16 protein-coding genes are annotated in these 17,364 nt (G+C 66.2%); 5 read left to right on the top strand and 11 right to left on the bottom strand.

The window, feature by feature from the left end:
* Positions 1–22 precede the first annotated feature (22 nt).
* Together ABR323_RS13400 and rlmD are read right to left on the bottom strand one after the other, a co-directional pair.
* Positions 23–508: a CYTH domain-containing protein gene (locus ABR323_RS13400; RefSeq protein WP_439449869.1), complete on the bottom strand. Its 486-nt coding sequence runs from the start codon at positions 506–508 to the stop codon at positions 23–25.
* Between the two features lie 33 nt (positions 509–541).
* Positions 542–1,876, bottom strand: coding sequence for a 23S rRNA (uracil(1939)-C(5))-methyltransferase RlmD (gene rlmD, locus ABR323_RS13405; protein WP_135274711.1), 1,335 nt, complete (start codon positions 1,874–1,876; stop codon positions 542–544).
* A gap of 127 nt (positions 1,877–2,003) precedes the next feature.
* Here rlmD and ABR323_RS13410 point away from each other — a divergent pair, with 127 nt between their 5' ends.
* Positions 2,004–2,732: a response regulator gene (locus ABR323_RS13410; protein ID WP_135274712.1), complete on the top strand. Its 729-nt coding sequence runs from the start codon at positions 2,004–2,006 to the stop codon at positions 2,730–2,732.
* Positions 2,733–3,348: 616 nt separating this feature from the next.
* On the opposite strand, the gene recO is transcribed toward ABR323_RS13410, so the two are convergent.
* The 9 genes from recO to rpoE form a co-directional block, all read right to left on the bottom strand.
* On the bottom strand, positions 3,349–4,068 hold the full coding sequence (gene recO / locus ABR323_RS13415) for a DNA repair protein RecO (protein WP_439449668.1): 720 nt from the start codon (positions 4,066–4,068) through the stop codon (positions 3,349–3,351).
* An 18-nt stretch (positions 4,069–4,086) separates the two neighbouring features.
* Positions 4,087–4,983 (bottom strand): GTPase Era, encoded by an 897-nt coding sequence (era, locus tag ABR323_RS13420; protein WP_010482823.1) that lies wholly within the window; start codon positions 4,981–4,983, stop codon positions 4,087–4,089.
* Positions 4,980–5,660, bottom strand: coding sequence for a ribonuclease III (rnc, locus tag ABR323_RS13425; protein ID WP_135274719.1), 681 nt, complete (start codon positions 5,658–5,660; stop codon positions 4,980–4,982). Before rnc ends, era begins: the two co-directional genes overlap by 4 nt.
* On the bottom strand, positions 5,650–6,033 hold the full coding sequence (locus ABR323_RS13430) for a DUF4845 domain-containing protein (RefSeq protein ID WP_439449669.1): 384 nt from the start codon (positions 6,031–6,033) through the stop codon (positions 5,650–5,652). Before ABR323_RS13430 ends, rnc begins: the two co-directional genes overlap by 11 nt.
* A gap of 52 nt (positions 6,034–6,085) precedes the next feature.
* Entirely contained in the window at positions 6,086–6,880 is a 795-nt protein-coding gene (gene lepB / locus ABR323_RS13435; protein WP_006382890.1) for a signal peptidase I, read from the bottom strand.
* 54 nt (positions 6,881–6,934) lie between these two features.
* Complete coding sequence (gene lepA, locus ABR323_RS13440) at positions 6,935–8,728, bottom strand: translation elongation factor 4 (RefSeq protein ID WP_439449870.1); 1,794 nt, start codon at positions 8,726–8,728, stop codon at positions 6,935–6,937.
* A gap of 182 nt (positions 8,729–8,910) precedes the next feature.
* Positions 8,911–10,446 (bottom strand): DegQ family serine endoprotease, encoded by a 1,536-nt coding sequence (locus tag ABR323_RS13445; protein ID WP_439449670.1) that lies wholly within the window; start codon positions 10,444–10,446, stop codon positions 8,911–8,913.
* Positions 10,447–10,520: 74 nt separating this feature from the next.
* Positions 10,521–11,402: a sigma-E factor negative regulatory protein gene (locus tag ABR323_RS13450; RefSeq protein WP_439449671.1), complete on the bottom strand. Its 882-nt coding sequence runs from the start codon at positions 11,400–11,402 to the stop codon at positions 10,521–10,523.
* A complete protein-coding gene (rpoE, locus tag ABR323_RS13455; protein ID WP_006383094.1) occupies positions 11,399–12,019 on the bottom strand; it encodes an RNA polymerase sigma factor RpoE in 621 nt (206 codons plus the stop codon). Before rpoE ends, ABR323_RS13450 begins: the two co-directional genes overlap by 4 nt.
* Before the next feature lie 234 nt (positions 12,020–12,253).
* On the opposite strand from rpoE, the gene ABR323_RS13460 reads away from it, so the two are divergent.
* From ABR323_RS13460 to ABR323_RS13475, 4 genes are all read left to right on the top strand, one after another.
* Positions 12,254–14,317, top strand: a complete 2,064-nt coding sequence (locus ABR323_RS13460) for a 3-hydroxyacyl-CoA dehydrogenase NAD-binding domain-containing protein (protein WP_439449672.1) — start codon at positions 12,254–12,256, stop codon at positions 14,315–14,317.
* 617 nt (positions 14,318–14,934) lie between these two features.
* On the top strand, positions 14,935–15,798 hold the full coding sequence (locus ABR323_RS13465) for a pirin family protein (protein WP_135274725.1): 864 nt from the start codon (positions 14,935–14,937) through the stop codon (positions 15,796–15,798).
* A 121-nt stretch (positions 15,799–15,919) separates the two neighbouring features.
* The gene (gene aqpZ, locus ABR323_RS13470) at positions 15,920–16,639 is read left to right on the top strand and encodes an aquaporin Z (protein ID WP_032129854.1); all 720 of its coding nucleotides are present in this window, start codon (positions 15,920–15,922) and stop codon (positions 16,637–16,639) included.
* Positions 16,640–16,835: 196 nt separating this feature from the next.
* Positions 16,836–17,297, top strand: coding sequence for a hypothetical protein (locus ABR323_RS13475; RefSeq protein WP_439449673.1), 462 nt, complete (start codon positions 16,836–16,838; stop codon positions 17,295–17,297).
* Positions 17,298–17,364 lie beyond the last annotated feature (67 nt).

Here is a 17,364-nt window from a genome sequence, read left to right on the forward strand (position 1 = left end):
CCTCCGTCCCCTTTTGAGGGATTCACCACTGTGAATAGGGGTGATTGGCGAGAGCCACGTTGTAGTAGCGGGCGTCATCGGTCACTTCGGTGCCGATCCAGTCCGGCAGGTCGATGTCCTGGTCGGCGCTGTCCAGCTCGACTTCGGCTACCACCAGGCCGGCGTTGTCGCCGAGGAACTCGTCCACTTCCCAGGTCAGGCCAGCGAACTCAACCAGATGGCGGCGCTTGTCGATCAGGCCGCCCACGCACAGCGCCAGCAACGCGCGCGCATCCTCCACCGGAATCGGGTAGTCGAACTCCTGGCGGGTGTGGCCGATGGTGCGCGATTTCAGGTTCAGCGCCGCGTGCTCGCCTTCAATGCGTACGCGAACCGATGCGTTCTGGGTGCCGCGATCCAGCGCACCGAGGTCGTTGATGTACCCCTGCGCCATCGGGATGACCCGATGCGCGGCGGCGCGCCAGCCATCGCGGCTGACGAGGAATTTACGTTCGATTTCGATGCCCATCGCGCCATTATGCGCGATGGGCATGACAGTCGTTCAGCGCTTTTCGAACACCGCGATGCTTTCCACGTGCGCGGTGTGCGGGAACATGTCCATGGCACCGGCGCTGACCAGAGTAAAGCCCTGTTCGTTGACCAGATAGCCGGCATCGCGGGCCAGCGAGCCCGGGTGGCAACTGACGTAGACGATGCGCTTGAACTGCTTCAACGGCAGCTGCTGCAGCACTTCGATCGCACCCGAACGCGGCGGGTCCAGCAGCAGCTTGTCGAAGCCCTGGCGCATCCACGGCGTGCTGCGCTGGTCCTGGGTCAGGTCGGCGCTGAAGAACTGGGCGTTGCCCAGGCCGTTGCGTTCGGCGTTCTCACGGGCACGCGCCACCAGGCCTGCGTCGCCTTCCACACCGACCACTTCGCGCACGCGGCGGGCCAGCGGCAGGGTGAAATTGCCCAGGCCGCAGAACAGGTCCAGCACGCGCTCATCCTCACCCGGCTCCAGCAGATCCAGGGCATGGGCGATCATCTTTTCGTTGAGCTTGGCGTTGACCTGGATGAAGTCCAACGGACGGAACGCCAGCTCCACGTCCCACGGCGCCAGCCGGAACGACAGCGATACGCCCTGCCCGTCCAGAGGCTGCACGGTATCCACGCCGCCGGACTGCAGGTAGATCACGAAGCCATGCTGCTGGCCAAAGGTGGCCCAGGCGGCACGGTCGGCATCGCTGAGCGGCTGCAGGTGGCGCACGGTCAGGACCACGGCCTGGTCACCGGCGATGAATTCGATCTGCGGGATGTCGCGCTTGCCATCCAGCGATTCGACGAAGGTCGACAAGGCCTCGACCTTGGTGCCGATCTCCGGGATCACGGTCAGGCACTGGCTGAGATCGGCGACGAAGCGCGGATCCTGTTCACGGAAGCCGACCAGGGTCTTGTCCTTCTTCTCGACCCGGCGCACCGAGAAGCGGCCCTTGCGGCGGTAGCCCCAGCTCTCGCCGACCAGCGGCGCCAGCACGGTGCCCGGCTTTACGTGGCCGATCCGCTCCAGGTTGTCCATCAGCACGCGCTGCTTGGCGACAATCTGCTGGTCTTCATCCAGATGTTGCAGCACGCAGCCAGCGCAGGTGCCGAAGTGCGGACACTTCGGGGTGACCCGCTGCGGCGAGGCCTGCAGCACTTCCACCGTGCGGGCCTCGTCGAAATGGCGGCTGCGGGCGGTCTGTTCAGCCAGGACCACCTCGCCCGGCAGGGCGCCGCTGACGAAAGTGACCTTGCCGCCTTCACCTTCACGGCGGGCAACGCCGCGACCGTCATGGCTGAGGTCGAGGATTTCGGTCTGGAACGGGGTACGGTCGATGCGGGAACGGGATCGGGCCACGTGGCGACAGGCTGCGGGCAAAAATGGGCACGTATTGTCGCAGATCCTGACCGGCAGGGTCCGGACCCGCTTGCGCCCGCCGCCGCCGTGCTTGATGATTGCAACAGCTGACATGGAGGCAGCCCTGATGCAGATGACCCCGCGGGCCAGCCGGCCCCGCTTCCTGCTTGTCGAGGACGACATCATCAGCCGCGGTTTTTTCAAAGCGGCGTTGGAAACGTTACCGGCAGACGTGGACACCGCAGACTCACTGGCCAGTGCCCTGGCCAGCGCCGAGCCCGGCGCCCATGACCTGTGGCTGATCGACGTCAACCTGCCGGATGGCAACGGCGCGCAGCTGCTGCGCCAACTGCGCCGCTCACACCCCGATACTCCGGCGTTGGCGCATACCGCCGACGGCGATACCTCCATTCATGCCAGCCTGCGCGAGGCCGGGTTCAGCGACACCCTGGTCAAGCCCTTGGGCCGCGACCAGTTGCTGAAGGCCGTGCGCCGCGCCCTGGTCAACAGCCCGGCCGGGATCGTCATGGCCCAGGCGCCGGCAGCGGTCGAGCTGCAGGTACAGGACTGGGACGAGACGGCGGCGCTGGCGGCACTCAATGGCCAGCGCAACCACCTGATTGCCCTGCGCGAGCTGTTCCTGGCCGAGTTGCCGGGCGTGCGAGACGCGGTCGAACAGGCGGTGGACCAGCACGACGAGCGCCAGCTACGCAGCCAGTTGCATCGGTTGCAGGCCAGCTGCGGCTTCGTTGGCGCGGCACGCCTGGCCCGTGCGGTGCGCCAGCTGCATCATGCGCCGGAGTCCGGGCAGGCCCAGGCGGGGTTCCGCGACGCGGTGGCGGCCCTGCTGCATTGAGGTTTGCTCGGCAGGGCTGCGCCCTGCACCTGCAGAGGCTTCAAGCCAAGGCAACGGCAACAGCAAAAGCGGGCATTCCGTGGGTTGGCGGGGCGGTGTCGGAGTGCGGGGACGCCGCAAGTACGTCCGTGTAGGCTTGGCAGCCGCATCCATGCGGCTGACACCCCGCACTCCGACACCACCCCACCTCTGACAGTTTTCCGCGATCGGGTAGATCCACGCCATGCGTGGATGAATTCCTGTCAGATATCGAAATCAATCTGGGGTCGGATCCGTTTTCCTGCGGAAAACGGATCCGACCCCATGCCGTTCCGACAGCTCGCAAGAATCTGTCGAAGGCGGGGTGGGTCCGGTTGCGGGAGTGTCCGCGGCATGGATGCCGCGGCCAAGCCCCCATGGGTGAGGGCCCTTTGCTTGCGAAGCACTGCTTCGCAAGCGCCCGAACGCACAGCCGCCAGCGGCTGGGCCGGCCTGGGGGTTTACGGCGTCTCCCGCAACCGGACCCACCCCGCCATCCCACGGAATGCATGCTGTTGCTGTTGCTGTTGCTGTTGCTGTTGCTGTTGCTGTCGCTTTGGCCTCGGCAGGTGCAGGGCGCAGCCCTGCCGAACACCCCCTACCGTCGGGGGGCCAGCTGCTCCAGCAGTTCCCAGGACTTCAGGCCGCGCGGACCGAGGTGATGGGCCAGCACCCGTCGCATCGGCAGGCGTAGGCTGGCCAGGTCGGCTGCATCAGGTTCCTCGTCAGCGGCCAACGCCAACAGCGCCGAGCCAGTCGCAGCCGCGCGGCGTTCGCCACCGCGCTCGCTGAGCAGACGTTGCGCGCCCTCCTGTGGATCCAGCTCGTAGCGCGCGGCCGGGTCGATCGGCTGACCGTCGCTGGCGCTGTCCAACTCGAAACCCAGCCCCAATGCGGACAACAGTTCACGCTCGAAGCGGCGTAGGGTCCAGGCCAGGCCGGCGCCCACTCCCAGCCGCGCACGCGCTTCGCCGTAGGCCAGGTACAACTCAGGCAACGGGTCCTGGCGCGGGGCCAGGCGCAGGGTCAGCTCGCTCAGGTAGAAGCCGGCCAGCATCGCCTGGCCGACCAGGCGTGGTGCAGCGTCCAGCGCCTCGGCGCCACGCAACTGGGCCAGTTCGCCACGCTGCAATGCACTGAAGCGTATCCACTGCAGCGGCTGCAGGGCAGCGCGCAGCACCTGGCCCTTGGCGGTGGAGACGCCGCGCGCGAGCAGGCCGATCCGACCATGCTGCGCGCTCAGCACTTCGACCAGCAGGCTGGTCTCGCGGTAGGCCCGTGCATGCAGCACGAAGCCAGTGTCGTCCTCGATCAGCATCGAAGCGACCGCGACCGCTTATTCGTAACCGAAGGCCTTCAGTGCGGCCTCGTCGTCGGACCAGCCTTCACGCACGCGCACCCAGGTTTCCAGGAAGACCTTGGCCCCGAACAGCCGCTCCATCTGCAGGCGGGATTTGGCTCCGATCTCCTTCAGGCGAGTGCCTCCCTTGCCGATCACGATCGCCTTCTGGCCCTCGCGCTCGACCCAGATCACCGCACCGATGCGCAGCAGGTTGCCGTCCTCGGTGAAGCGCTCGATCTCCACCGTGGTGGCGTACGGCAGCTCTTCGCCCAACTGGCGCATCAGCTGTTCACGCACCAGCTCGCCGGCCAGGAAGCGCTGGCTGCGGTCGGTGATCTCGTCTTCGCCGAACATCGGCGGCGCTTCCGGCAGCAGTGCCAGCACGTCGCGCACCAGCGCCTCCAGACCGTTGCGCTTCTGCGCCGAGATCGGATGCACGGAGGAGAAGTCGCGGCCCGCAGTGACTTCCTGCAGGAACGGCAGCAGCGCGCCTTTGTCCTTCAGCCGGTCGATCTTGTTGACCACCAGCACCACCGGGATACCGGCGTCGCGCAGCACGTTGAAGGCCAGGCTGTCTTCTTCGTCCCAGCGGCCGGCTTCGATCACCAGCAGGCCGGCGTCGACGCCCTCCAGCGAGCCGCGCGCAGCGCGGTTCATCACCCGGTTCATCGCCCGCTTCTGCACCTTGTGCAGGCCGGGGGTGTCGACCAGCACCAGCTGGCCTTCCGGATAGGTGGCAATGCCCAGCAGGCGATGGCGCGTGGTCTGCGGACGGTTGGAAACGATGCTGACCTTGGCACCGACCAGGGCATTGGTCAGGGTCGATTTGCCCACGTTCGGGCGGCCGATGACGGCCACGCTGCCGCAATGATGGGAAGTTTGTTCGCTCACTTGGAATCCAGTTGTTCTAGGACGGCCGCAGCCGCCTGTTGTTCGGCAAGCCGCCGCGAGGCGCCTTCGCCTTCGGTGCTGGCGGCCGGGTCAGCTACATTGCAGCGTACCCGGAAATGTTTGGCGTGGTCGTCACCGGATTCTGACACCAGTTCGTACTGCGGCAACGCCTTCTGTCGGGCCTGCAGCCATTCCTGCAGGCGGGTCTTGGGGTCCTTCTCGGGCCGGCCGGAGGCCGGCAGTGCCTCGATCGAAGCGCTGAACCAGGGCAGTACCACCGCCCGGCAGGCCTCGAAGCCGGCATCCAGATAGATCGCGGCCACCACGGCTTCCACCGCGTCGGCCAGGATCGAGTCGCGGCGATGACCGCCGGACTTCATTTCACCCGGGCCCAGGGTCAGTCGCTCGCCCAGTTCCAGGGTGCGCCCGATCACCGCCAGCGCGCCTTCACGCACCAGCTCGGCGCGGGCACGGGTCATCGCCCCTTCGTCAGCCTTGGGCCAGCGCTGGTACAGCGCCTCGGCCGCCATCATGTTGACGATGCTGTCGCCGAGGAATTCCAGGCGCTCGTTGTGCGGCGCGCCGGCACTGCGATGCGTCAGCGCCTGCTTGAGCAGGGCCGCGTCGCTGAAGGCATGACCGATCAGGTCGCCACGTTGGATGAATTTACTGGGCACCGCTTCGTATCAGGTCCTGGGAAGAATCGAATTTGCCAACCACATCGAGGTTGCCGACCAGCGGACGGCGCACTTCGTAGTTGACCTTGAGGGTCCAGCCATTGTCACGACGATCGAACTTGACGTTGGCCGGCTTCACATTGTCCGAGTAGTTGATGTACAGGCGCTTGAAGAACAGGTCCTGGATCCGCGCCGGCTCCATGCTGCCCACGCCTGGCTCGTTGGCCAGGCTCTTCATCGCCGAGCGCACCGCGTAGTACTCCTGGTACATCGGGAACAGCTTCATGCCGATGTAGAGGAAGAAACCGACCACGATCAGGACCGCCAGGAACGAGGTCAGGGTCATGCCGCGCTGCGTGTTCATCGCCTTCATTGCGTTCTCCCCAGATACGCGTTGGATGTGAAAATACTCAGTTGATGCCCGATCAGTTGATGCTCGAACCGATCCGCGACGGCTCGAAGCCATCCTTGCAGAACCAGCCCTGGCAGTTGAGCCAGATCAGGAACGCCTTGCCGCGCAGGTTCTCTTCCGGCAGCAGGCCCCAGAAACGGCCATCGTCGCTGTTGTCGCGGTTGTCACCCATCACCAGGTACTTGCCGGCGGGAACGGTCCACTGGCCCTGGCCACGCGGGTAGTCGGTCTCCAGCACCGTGTGGGTGCGGCCCGGCAGGTGCTCGACCAGCAGGTTGGCGCCTTCGCCCTGGCCCTTGTGGCCGGCGTAGATGCCCTTGTTGTCGTACTTCAGCGGCTCGCCGTTGAGGATCACGCCGTCGCCTTCGAAGACCACGGTGTCACCTGGCACGCCGATCACGCGCTTGATGAAGTTCTCGCCCTTGGCCGGATCCTGGTCGCTGTGCCCCGGGAAGTGGAACACCACCACGTCGCCGCGCGACGGCTCGCCAACCGGCACGAACTTGGTGTTGCTGATCGGCAGGCGCAGGCCATAGGAGAACTTGTTGACCAGGATGAAGTCGCCGATCAGCAGGTTCGGCATCATCGAGCTGGACGGGATCTTGTACGGTTCGGCGATGAAGCTGCGCACGATCAGCACGATCGCCAACACCGGGAAAAACGCACGCGAGTAGTCCACCAGCACCGGCTCGGAATCGAGCAGGCCCGCGCGCTGGGCGCGGCGCTTGGCGAGGTACAGCTTGTCCGCGAGCAGGATCAGGCCCGAAGACAGGGTCAGCACGACCAGGAGGATCTCAAACAGTTTCATTCAGGGTCCTTTGCAACGTCACCAGACGACCGGCCCCTCAGGGCCGGTGCGGGTTTACTTGTTGTCCATCTGCAGCACGGCCAGGAACGCTTCCTGCGGGATCTCCACGCGGCCGACCTGCTTCATGCGCTTCTTGCCTTCCTTCTGCTTTTCCAGAAGCTTCTTCTTGCGCGAAACGTCGCCACCATAGCACTTGGCCAGCACGTTCTTGCGCATGGCCTTGACCGTGGTGCGCGAGATGATCTGCGAGCCGACGGCGGCCTGGATGGCCACGTCGAACTGCTGACGGGGGATCAGGTCCTTCATCTTCTCGCACAGCTCGCGGCCGCGACGATCGGCATGGCTGCGGTGCACGATCAACGACAGTGCGTCGACCTTGTCACCGTTGATCAGCACGTCCACTCGCACGAATGGGCCCGCATCGAAGCGCACGAAGTGATAGTCCAGCGACGCATAGCCGCGGCTGACCGACTTCAGCTTGTCGAAGAAATCCAGCACCACTTCGGCCATCGGCAGCTCGTAGCTGATCTGCACCTGGCTGCCCAGGTAGTTGATGCCGATCTGGCTGCCGCGCTTTTCTTCGCACAGCTTGATGATGTTGCCGATGTACTCCTCGGGGGTGAGCACGTTGGCGCGGATGATCGGCTCGCGGATCTCCTCGACATGGTTCACCGGCGGCAGCTTGGCCGGGTTGTCCATGTTGATGATGGTGCCGTCGGTCTTCAGTACCTCATACACCACCGTCGGCGCGGTGCTGATCAGGTCCAGGTTGTATTCGCGTTCCAGGCGCTCCTGCACGATCTCCATGTGCAGCATGCCAAGGAAGCCGCAGCGGAAACCGAAGCCCATGGCTTCGGAGCTTTCCGGCTCGAAGCGCAGCGCGGCATCGTTCAGGCGCAGCTTGTCCAGCGCCTCGCGCAGGTCCGGGTAGTCTTCGGCATCGACCGGGAACAGGCCGGCGAACACGCGCGGCTGCATCTCCTGGAAGCCCGGCAGCGGCTTCGGCGCAGGGTCGGCGGCCAGAGTCAGGGTGTCACCGACCGGCGCACCATGCACGTCCTTGATGCTGGCTGTGACCCAACCCACTTCACCGGCACGCAGCGCCGGCATCACCTTGCGCTTGGGGGTGAACACGCCGACGTTGTCGACCTGGTGGTTGCGGCCGGTGGACATCACCTGCAGCTTGTCACCGGCCTTGATCTCGCCCTGCATCACGCGCACCAGCGAGACCACGCCCAGGTAGTTGTCGAACCAGGAATCGATGATCAGCGCCTGCAGCTTGTCGGTATCACGCGGCTTCGGCGGCGGAATGCGGTGCACGATGGCTTCCAGCACGTCCTGCACGTTCAGGCCGGTTTTGGCACTGACCGGCACGGCGTCGGCGGCATCGATACCAATCACGGCCTCGATCTCGGCCTTGGCGCGCTCGATGTCGGCGGTGGGCAGGTCGATCTTGTTGATCACCGGCACCACTTCCAGGCCCTGCTCCACAGCCGTGTAGCAGTTGGCCACCGACTGCGCCTCCACGCCCTGGGCGGCGTCGACCACCAGCAGCGCGCCTTCGCAGGCGGCCAGCGAGCGGCTGACTTCATAGGAGAAGTCGACGTGGCCCGGGGTGTCGATGAAGTTCAGGTGGTAGGTCTGCCCATCCTTGGCCAGGTACGGCAGCGACACCGACTGCGCCTTGATGGTGATGCCACGCTCACGCTCGATCGGGTTGGAATCGAGCACCTGCGCTTCCATCTCGCGGGCCTGGAGGCCGCCGCAGAGCTGGATGATGCGGTCGGCCAGCGTGGACTTGCCGTGGTCGACGTGGGCGATGATGGAGAAGTTGCGGATGTTCCGCATCGAATCAGAAGACATAGGTGGCGGCGGCGCGCGGCGTCGTCAGGGTAACGGTGGATTATCGCATGCCCGGGGCCCTGCCGCGAAAACCGCCTCATCGGGCCGGGTCCAGAATGGCCGAAGCCCCGCCAGAGCGGGGCTTCGGGGGGGAACAGCAATGACCGCCAGGGCGGCCCCGGCAGGCCTTACTGGCCCGCCTTGACCGCCACGAAGGCGCTGTTGCCGTTGCCGGTACGTACCAGCAGCATCACCACATCGTCCTTCTTGTAGCTGGACAGCGCGCGGTTCAGGGCATCCACGCTGCCGACCGTGGTACGGCCGACCTGCAGGATCACCATGCCTGGGGACAGGCCTGCATCACGTGCTGCCTGGCCCTTGACCCCGGTGATACGCACACCCTCGTTGCCGTCCAGGCCGAACTGCTTGCGCTGCGGCGCGGTCAGATCGCTGACATCCAGACCGAGCAGCGCATTGGCACCGGCCTGCGGCGCCGCATCAGGCTTGGGGCCTGCGGCCGTGCGGGCATTGCCCTGGCCCTCCTCGCTCAACGCGGTGAGCGTGGCACTGAGGTCACGCGGCTTGCCGTCGCGGATCACACCGAGCGTGACCCGGCTGCCCGGCGCCATCGCACCGATCAGCGGCGGCAGGTCCGACCAGCTGTTGACCGGGCTGCCATTGACCGAGCGCACCACATCGCCGATCTGCACGCCGGCCTTTTCCGCAGCACTGCCCGCCACGATCTGGTTGACAAGCGCGCCACGACTGTCCGGCAGGCCCAGCCCCTGTGCCTTCAGCGAATCGATCGGTTCGACCACCGCGCCGAGCTGGCCTCGGGTGACCTTGCCGCTCTTCTTGATCTGTTCGACCGCACTCATCGCCAGGTCGATCGGAATCGCGAAGCTGATGCCCATGTAGCCGCCGGAAGCAGAGAAGATCTGCGAGTTGATGCCGACCACTTCGCCGCGGGTATTCAGCAGCGGACCGCCGGAATTGCCCTGGTTGATCGCCACATCGGTCTGGATGAACGGCACATAGCGCTGATCGGCGCCACCGGTGCTGCGGCCCAGCGCGCTGACGATGCCAGCGGTAACCGAATGGTCCAGGCCGAACGGCGAGCCGATCGCTACAACCCACTGGCCCGGCTTGAGGGTATTGGAATCGCCCACGCGTACGGTCGGCAGGTTCTTGCCGTCGATCTTCAGCAGGGCCACGTCGTACTGCTGGTCACTGCCCACCACCTTTGCGTTGAATTCGCGGCTGTCACCCAGTTTGACCTTCACCTCGCTGGCATCGGCCACCACGTGGTAGTTGGTCAGTACATAGCCGTCGGGCGAAATGATGAAGCCCGAGCCCATGCCACGGCCCTTGATGCTGGGGCCACCGTCCTGACCGCCCGGCCCCTGCCCCGGCATCGGGAAGTCCGGGCCGAAGAAGCGGCGGAAGAACTCCGGCATGTCATCGTCGCCGCCCATCGGGCCACGAGAGGCCTGGCGATTGTTGCGGACGATGGTGGTGTCAACGTTGACCACGCCGGGCCCGACCTGCTCGACCAGGTGGGTGAAATCTGGCAGGCCGCTGACCAGCGGCTGCGCCGGCGCACGCGGGGCTGCCGCAGCAGCAGCCTGGGACTGGGCGGCAGGCGGCGCAGGCTGGGCGCAGGCCACCAGCGGCAGGGTCAGTGCGAACAGGCCCATGGCCTGCGTGCGGAGTCGGGGAGTCATCGGACGGCAACCTCCGGATCGGATGGAAAGAGGAATACGGGCCCCGCCGACGGCGGGGCGTGAAAGCGCCCGGCTCAGTCGCGCGGGCGCGGCGGCACCGGCAGGTCGTCCTGCAGGCGCGGCTCGAACGGGTAGAACGCAGCGCCACCAGCGTGGGCCGGGAAGCTGGCATTGAGCGCGCCACCGGCGGCAGGCGCCATGCTGGAGCGCGGCCACGGTCGTGCCTGCAGGCTGCCGACTTCACCGAATGGCAGGTTGCGGCTGGCATTGGCCGGCACGGTCGGGGTCAACGGCGCCTGCGCGGCAGCCACGGCACGCTGTGGAGCATCGTCGCGCTGGGCGGCACGCGCAGCCTGTTGGCTGCGGGTAGCACTGGCACGGCGGGTGTCCTGGCGGCGGCCGGCAGCAGCCATCGCCACGGCCGGCGCAGCAACCACGGCCATCGCAGCGGCATCCACCGACGCTTCGGTGACCGGAGCCGGGCCGGCCGGTGCCGGCGCCAGTTCAGCCTGGCTGGCGATCACCTGCGGCGCCAGCGACTCGCCCGGAGTGGCCTCCTGCAGCTTCTCACCCCCCATGAACAGGGCCACGGCAGCCACCGAGGCGGCCAGTGCGGCACCACCGCCCCACGCTCGCCATCCGGTACGACGCACCTGGCGGCGCGGCGCGGCCTGTGGCGCGGGTTCGGCGGCGATGGCGGCGGCCACGGCGGCACTGAAGCCAGCGGGCGCCAGCAGCGAGGCCTGGCCACGCATCACGTCGCCGAGCAGTTGCCAGCGTTCCTGGCAGCCTGCCAGCTCCGGATCATGTTCCATGCGGCGCAGCAGGAAGCGCGCCTCATCGGCGCCCAGCTCGCTATCGACCAGGGCCGACAGCTGTTCGCGATGGCGCTGGTCCAGGCGTTGCCCGGCGGGCGATTGATGGTTCTGCGATTCGTTCAACGGGTGACTGGTCATACGCGGCTCTTCTCACGGGTGGCGCTGCCGATGTCCAACAGCGGCCGGAGTTCGGTGTCGATCGCCTCGCGCGCCCGGAAGATCCGTGAACGCACGGTGCCGATCGGGCACCCCATTTTCTGCGCGATTTCGTCGTAGCTCAGGCCTTCCACCTCGCGCAGGGTGATCGCCAACCGGAGTTCTTCCGGCAGCGCGTTGACGGCCTTCATCACCGTCTGTTCCAGCTCCTGGCGCATCAACTCGCGTTCGGGCGTGTCGGTGTCGCGCAGACGCGTACCGCTGTCGAACTGTTCGGCATCGCCGATGTCGATGTCATCGGTCGGCGGGCGGCGATTGTGTGAAGCCAGGTAGTTTTTGGCGGTATTCACGGCGATTCGATGCAACCAGGTTGAGAACTGGGCATCGCCACGGAAACTTCCGATCGCGCGGTAGGCACGGATGAAAGTGTCCTGGGCGACGTCCTGACATTCGCTCCAGTCGGCGATGTAGCGACCGACCAGGGCCACGACCCGATGCTGGTACTTGCGTACCAGGACATCGAAGGCGGCACTCTCGCCGTGCTGCACGCGCCGGACCAGTTCCAGATCCAGCTCCTGAGGTGTATCAACATCGGCCATGAGGGGCCGCACTCCTGTCAGCCCAACCGACGTCGGGCAATGAGACTGCCAATCCCGGGAAAAGTTCAGTCGCCGATCACCTGGCGCCGCACCAGCTTTTAACCACCGTTCCGTTAGCGTCCCTGTCCAAGGCTCTGGATCCGGGGGCATCACCCCCTGCTATTGGGATTTGACGCGGGGGAAACAACCTCTGGATCATAGCCGCTTCTCCATACACAACCGGATGGAACGTCCATGCTCTCAGGCTTCGATGGTCTCCGCTTCAGCCACTGGCACCCCGAGATCCGCGACGACGGCGTGGTGGTCCTCTCCCTGGATCGTCAGGACAGCAGTGTCAACGCGATGTCGCAGGACGTGCTGCTGGAGCTGGGCGACCTGCTGGAACGCATCGCGATGGACCCGCCCAAGGGCGTGGTGATCCAGTCGCTGAAGAAGGCCGGCTTCATCGCCGGTGCCGATCTGAAGGAGTTCCAGGAGTTCGACCGCCGCGGCACCGTGAACGATGCCATCCGCCGCGGCCAGTCCACCTACCAGAAGCTGGCCGAGCTGCCCTGCCCGACCGTGGCGGCGATCCATGGCCACTGCCTGGGCGGCGGCACCGAGCTGGCACTGGCCTGCCGCTACCGCGTGGCCTCCAATGACAGCAGCACCCGCATCGGCCTGCCGGAGACCCAGCTTGGCATCTTCCCGGGCTGGGGCGGCAGCGCGCGACTGCCGCAGCTGGTGGGCGCACCGGCGGCGATGGACATGATGCTGACCGGTCGCACCCTGTCGGCCTCGGCCGCACGCGGCATCGGCCTGGTCGACAAGGTGGTGGCACCGGCAGTGGTGCTCGACACCGCAGTAGCGCTGGCCCTGTCCGGCACCACCCGCCCGTTCAAGCAGCGCGCGACGGCATGGGCCACCAACACGTGGCTGGCACGCACGCTGCTGGCGCCGCAGATGGTCAAGCAGGTCGCACGCAAGGCCAAGAAAGATCAGTACCCGGCACCGTACGCACTGATCAGCACGTGGCAGCGAACCGGCGGCAAGCCGGTCCAGGCGCGCCTGGATGCCGAGCGTCGCGCCGTGGTGAAACTGGCCAGTACGCCCACTGCGCGCAACCTGATCCGCATTTTCTTCCTCACCGAGCGCCTCAAGGGTCTCGGTGGTGGTGACTCCGGCATCCGCCACGTGCACGTGGTCGGCGCCGGCGTGATGGGCGGCGATATTGCGGCCTGGGCCGCCTACAAGGGCTTCGACGTGACCCTGCAGGACCGCGAGCAGCGCTTCATCGACCCGGCCATGGAGCGCGCGCAGGCGCTGTTCGCCAAGAAGGTGCGCGACGAGAGCAAGCGGCCTGCTGTGGCCGCGCGCCTGCGTGCCGACCTGGAAGGCAATGGCGTGGCCGAGGCCGACCTGGTGATCGAAGCGATCATCGAGAACCCGGAAGCCAAGCGTGCGCTGTACCAGACGCTGGAACCGAAGATGAAGCTGGACGCACTGCTGACCACCAATACTTCGTCAATTCCACTGGTGGAACTGCGCGACCACATCCAGCGCCCAGCACAGTTCGCTGGCCTGCATTACTTCAACCCGGTCGCGCAGATGCCGTTGGTGGAAATCATCCACCACGACGGCATGGCGCCGGAGACAGAACGCCGCCTGGCCGCGTTCTGCAAGGCGCTGGGCAAGTTCCCGGTGCCGGTGGCCGGCAGCCCGGGCTTCCTGGTCAACCGCGTGCTGTTCCCGTACATGCTGGAAGCCGCCACCGCGTATGCCGAGGGCATTCCGGGCCCGGTGATCGACAAGGCCGCGGTGAAGTTCGGCATGCCGATGGGCCCGATCGAACTGATCGATACCGTCGGCCTGGACGTGGCCGCAGGCGTCGGCCGCGAACTGGCGCCGTTCCTGGGCCTGCAGATTCCGGCCGCATTGCAGACGGTAGAGCCGGACAAGCGCGGCAAGAAGGATGGCCAGGGCATCTATACGTGGGAAAACGGCAAGCCGAAGAAGCCGGACGTGGCCAGCGATTACCAGGCCCCGGCCGATCTGGAGGACCGCCTGATCCTGCCGCTGTTGAACGAGGCGGTGGCCTGCCTGCACGAAGGCGTGGTGGCTGATGCGGACCTGCTGGATGCCGGCGTGATCTTCGGTACCGGTTTCGCCCCATTCCGCGGTGGTCCGATCCAGCACATCCGTGCGGTGGGTGCCGATGCGATCGTCGAGCGGTTGAAGGCGCTGCAGCAGCGCCACGGCGACCGTTTCGCCCCGCGCCCGGGCTGGGACAACCCCGCCCTGCGCGAACCGGTGATTTGATCGGCCGGGCCTGCGGCCCGGCACCCGCTCAATCAACGGCGACAGCCAGAGCAAGAGCAGAAGCCAGAGCCAAAGCGGCTCTGGCTTTTCTGTTTGTTGGGCAGGGCGGTGTCGGGTTGCGGGGACGCCGTAAACCCGTCCCTGGGGGCTTGGCTGCGGCATCCATGCCGCGGACACCCCGCAACCCGACGCCGCCCCACCCCTGACAGTTTCCCGGTGACGGTGGGTGAACTCCGCTTCCGGTAGGTGTCGACCTTGGTCGACACGTTTGGTCCACGCTTGCGTGGATGCGAGCGCAGCGACCGGCGTTTGATTTTGATTTTCTTTCTTCTTTTCCGTGGCTGGCACGCCCGGAAACTGTCAGGGGCCGGGCGGGTGGGTTGCGCAGGGGCGTGAGCCGCATGGATGCGGCGACCGAGCTTACATGGACGTACTTGCAGCGTCCCCTGCGCAACCCACCCGCCCGGCCAAGTGCGGCTTTTGCTTTACGCGGCCAAGCAACCAGCCACGAGGGGCTGCGCCGTTGGCTGGAACAACCTGTTACCCATACGGGGCATGTGCCCGTCACAGCTGCATGCGATGCTGACCACCTGATCCCTGCCAGCGAGAACGCCCGCATGACCACCATCATCGCCCCGCGCGTGCACGACATCGGCGGCCTCGAAGTCCGTCGCGCCGTCCCTACCCTGCAGGCGCGCAGCATCGGCTCGTTCGTATTCGTCGACCAGATGGGCCCGGCACTCATGCACCCCGGCACCGCCATCGACGTGCGTCCGCATCCGCATATCGGCCTGGCTACCGTCACCTATCTGTGGTCGGGTGCCATCGGCCACCGCGATACGCTGGGCTCGGACCAGGTGATCCGCCCCGGTGACGTGAACTGGATGACCGCCGGCCGGGGCATCGCTCATTCCGAGCGCACGCCGACCCCGGACCGCGACCATGACAACCCGATCCACGGCATGCAGACCTGGGTCGCGCTGCCGAAATCGCATGAGGAAATCGAACCGGCGTTCTACCACCACGCCGCCGCCACCCTGCCCGAGCAGCGTCGCAATGGCGCATGGCTGCGCGTCATCGCCGGCCGTGCGTATGGCGAGGAGTCGCCGGTAAAGGTGTTTGCCGACACCCTCAACGTGGCGATCGACCTCGACCCGGATGCGGAGATCGACATCGACGACGGCCACCGCGAGCGTGCGTTGTACATCCTCGAGGGCGAGGCGCAGCTGGACGGCGTGGACATCCCCGCCCAGCACCTGGTGATCCCCGAAGCCGGTGCGCGTGGCCGCCTGCGCGCGAAGACGCCGGTGAAGGCGATGCTGTTCGGTGGTGAGCCGCTGGATGGCCCGCGCCACCTGTGGTGGAACTTCGTCTCCAGCTCGAAGGAGCGCATCGAGCAGGCCAAGCATGACTGGGAAGCCGGTCGTTTCGGCACCATCCCCGGCGACGACAAGGAATTCATCCCGCTGCCGCAGTACTGAACATCGCGTGTTGCACACATCCAAAGGTGTATCCCTGCACCCGGCGTTGACACTACAGTCACCCGCTGATCACTGAAATGTGACATAAATCACACTTTAGACCGTCAAAGGAGTGCAACACATGAGCATGGGTAAACGCTTGTCCGCCGAATTCCTCGGCACGTTCTGGCTGGTTCTGGGGGGTTGCGGCAGTGCGGTGCTGGCCGCCAAGTTCGGTGGCGACGGCAATCCGCTGGGTATCGGTTTCCTCGGCGTAGCGCTCGCCTTCGGCCTGACCGTGGTGACCGGCGCCTATGCGTTCGGTCACATCTCGGGGGCGCACTTCAATCCGGCGGTGAGCGTCGGCCTGTGGGCCGGCGGTCGGTTCCCGACCAAGGACCTGATCCCGTACATCATCGCCCAGGTGGCTGGCGGCCTGCTGGCCGGCTTCATCCTGCTGCAGATCGCCTCCGGTGCCAGCGGCTTCGCCATTGATGGCAGCCAGGCAGGCGCATTCGCCAGCAACGGCTATGGCGCACTGTCTCCGGGCGGTTACAGCGTGGCCGCAGCCTTCCTGTGCGAGGTCGTGCTGACGGCGGTGTTCCTGATCGTGATCATGGGCGCCACCCACGGCAAGGCACCGGCCGGCTTCGCGCCGCTGGCGATCGGCCTGTCGCTGACATTGATCCACCTGATCAGCATCCCGGTCACCAACACCTCGGTGAACCCGGCCCGCTCCACTGCGGTGGCCTTCTTTGCCGGCAGCGGCGCGGTCAGCCAGCTGTGGCTGTTCTGGGTCGCCCCGCTGCTGGGCGGTGCGATCGGCGGCATCATCTACAAGTGGATCGGCAACGACCGCTGAGGCCTGTGCGGACCATTGCGGCCGACCTTCGGTCGCAATGGTTACGCTTGTAACCGCGATTTGTGCGATCGCTCACGTTCCGTTAAGGTTGATTTGACCGTCCGTGCACATGCCGGACGGGGCGGCATCCGGGGATGGGATGCCACGGCCGCCGCCCCTGTGGCGGAGCCAAACGACACATCACCTTGGGGGATGCATGAAGTTCGCGCCTGTAGTGTTGTCGAGCCTGCTGTTTGCTGTGGTCCACGCCGCCGCTGCACAGACTCCCACCGAATGCCCTTCGCTGCCGGCCAGCAGTGGCCTGCAATGGCAGCAACAAGTGCAGACCGATTTCCTGATCTGCCGCGCCAGCACCGGCGATGGTCGTGAAGTGCTGAGTCTGATGCTCAGCGCGCGTGACCCGTCCATTCCGCTGAACCGTTCGCTGCGCCAGGAAAAGGGCAGCTTCGGCGGTGAATCACTCTACTGGTACCAGCCTGATCTCGGTGGCCAGCAGCCGCCGGGCTATGCCGAGCGACGGATCAGTGTGGTCAAGCTCGACAAAGGGCGTTACGCACAGATTTCGCTGTATCCGGATGGCCCGCAGGAACTGGGTTCGCTGCAGCAGCTGGCGCAGGGCATGAGCCTGACCCCGTCGGCCGTGGCCGCCGGGCGCTGACCGTGACGGGGATGACTGCCTTGCAGCATCCCCGCAATGCGACCCGATCCGACGGTAGTGCCGGCCG

This window comes from Stenotrophomonas sp. ATs4, from assembly GCF_051861585.1.
GTDB classification, from domain to species: Bacteria; Pseudomonadota; Gammaproteobacteria; order Xanthomonadales; family Xanthomonadaceae; genus Stenotrophomonas; species Stenotrophomonas maltophilia_AS.

Coding starts and splice junctions, on each gene's coding strand:
- ABR323_RS13400 (WP_439449869.1), bottom strand. CDS start 508: ATGGGCATCGAAATCGAACGTAAATTCCTCGTCAGCCGCGATGGCTGG.
- ABR323_RS13410 (WP_135274712.1), top strand. CDS start 2,004: ATGCAGATGACCCCGCGGGCCAGCCGGCCCCGCTTCCTGCTTGTCGAG.
- recO (WP_439449668.1), bottom strand. CDS start 4,068: ATGCTGATCGAGGACGACACTGGCTTCGTGCTGCATGCACGGGCCTAC.
- ABR323_RS13430 (WP_439449669.1), bottom strand. CDS start 6,033: ATGAAGGCGATGAACACGCAGCGCGGCATGACCCTGACCTCGTTCCTG.
- lepB (WP_006382890.1), bottom strand. CDS start 6,880: ATGAAACTGTTTGAGATCCTCCTGGTCGTGCTGACCCTGTCTTCGGGC.
- lepA (WP_439449870.1), bottom strand. CDS start 8,728: ATGCGGAACATCCGCAACTTCTCCATCATCGCCCACGTCGACCACGGC.
- ABR323_RS13445 (WP_439449670.1), bottom strand. CDS start 10,446: ATGACTCCCCGACTCCGCACGCAGGCCATGGGCCTGTTCGCACTGACC.
- ABR323_RS13450 (WP_439449671.1), bottom strand. CDS start 11,402: ATGACCAGTCACCCGTTGAACGAATCGCAGAACCATCAATCGCCCGCC.
- rpoE (WP_006383094.1), bottom strand. CDS start 12,019: ATGGCCGATGTTGATACACCTCAGGAGCTGGATCTGGAACTGGTCCGG.
- ABR323_RS13460 (WP_439449672.1), top strand. CDS start 12,254: ATGCTCTCAGGCTTCGATGGTCTCCGCTTCAGCCACTGGCACCCCGAG.
- ABR323_RS13465 (WP_135274725.1), top strand. CDS start 14,935: ATGACCACCATCATCGCCCCGCGCGTGCACGACATCGGCGGCCTCGAA.
- aqpZ (WP_032129854.1), top strand. CDS start 15,920: ATGAGCATGGGTAAACGCTTGTCCGCCGAATTCCTCGGCACGTTCTGG.
- ABR323_RS13475 (WP_439449673.1), top strand. CDS start 16,836: ATGAAGTTCGCGCCTGTAGTGTTGTCGAGCCTGCTGTTTGCTGTGGTC.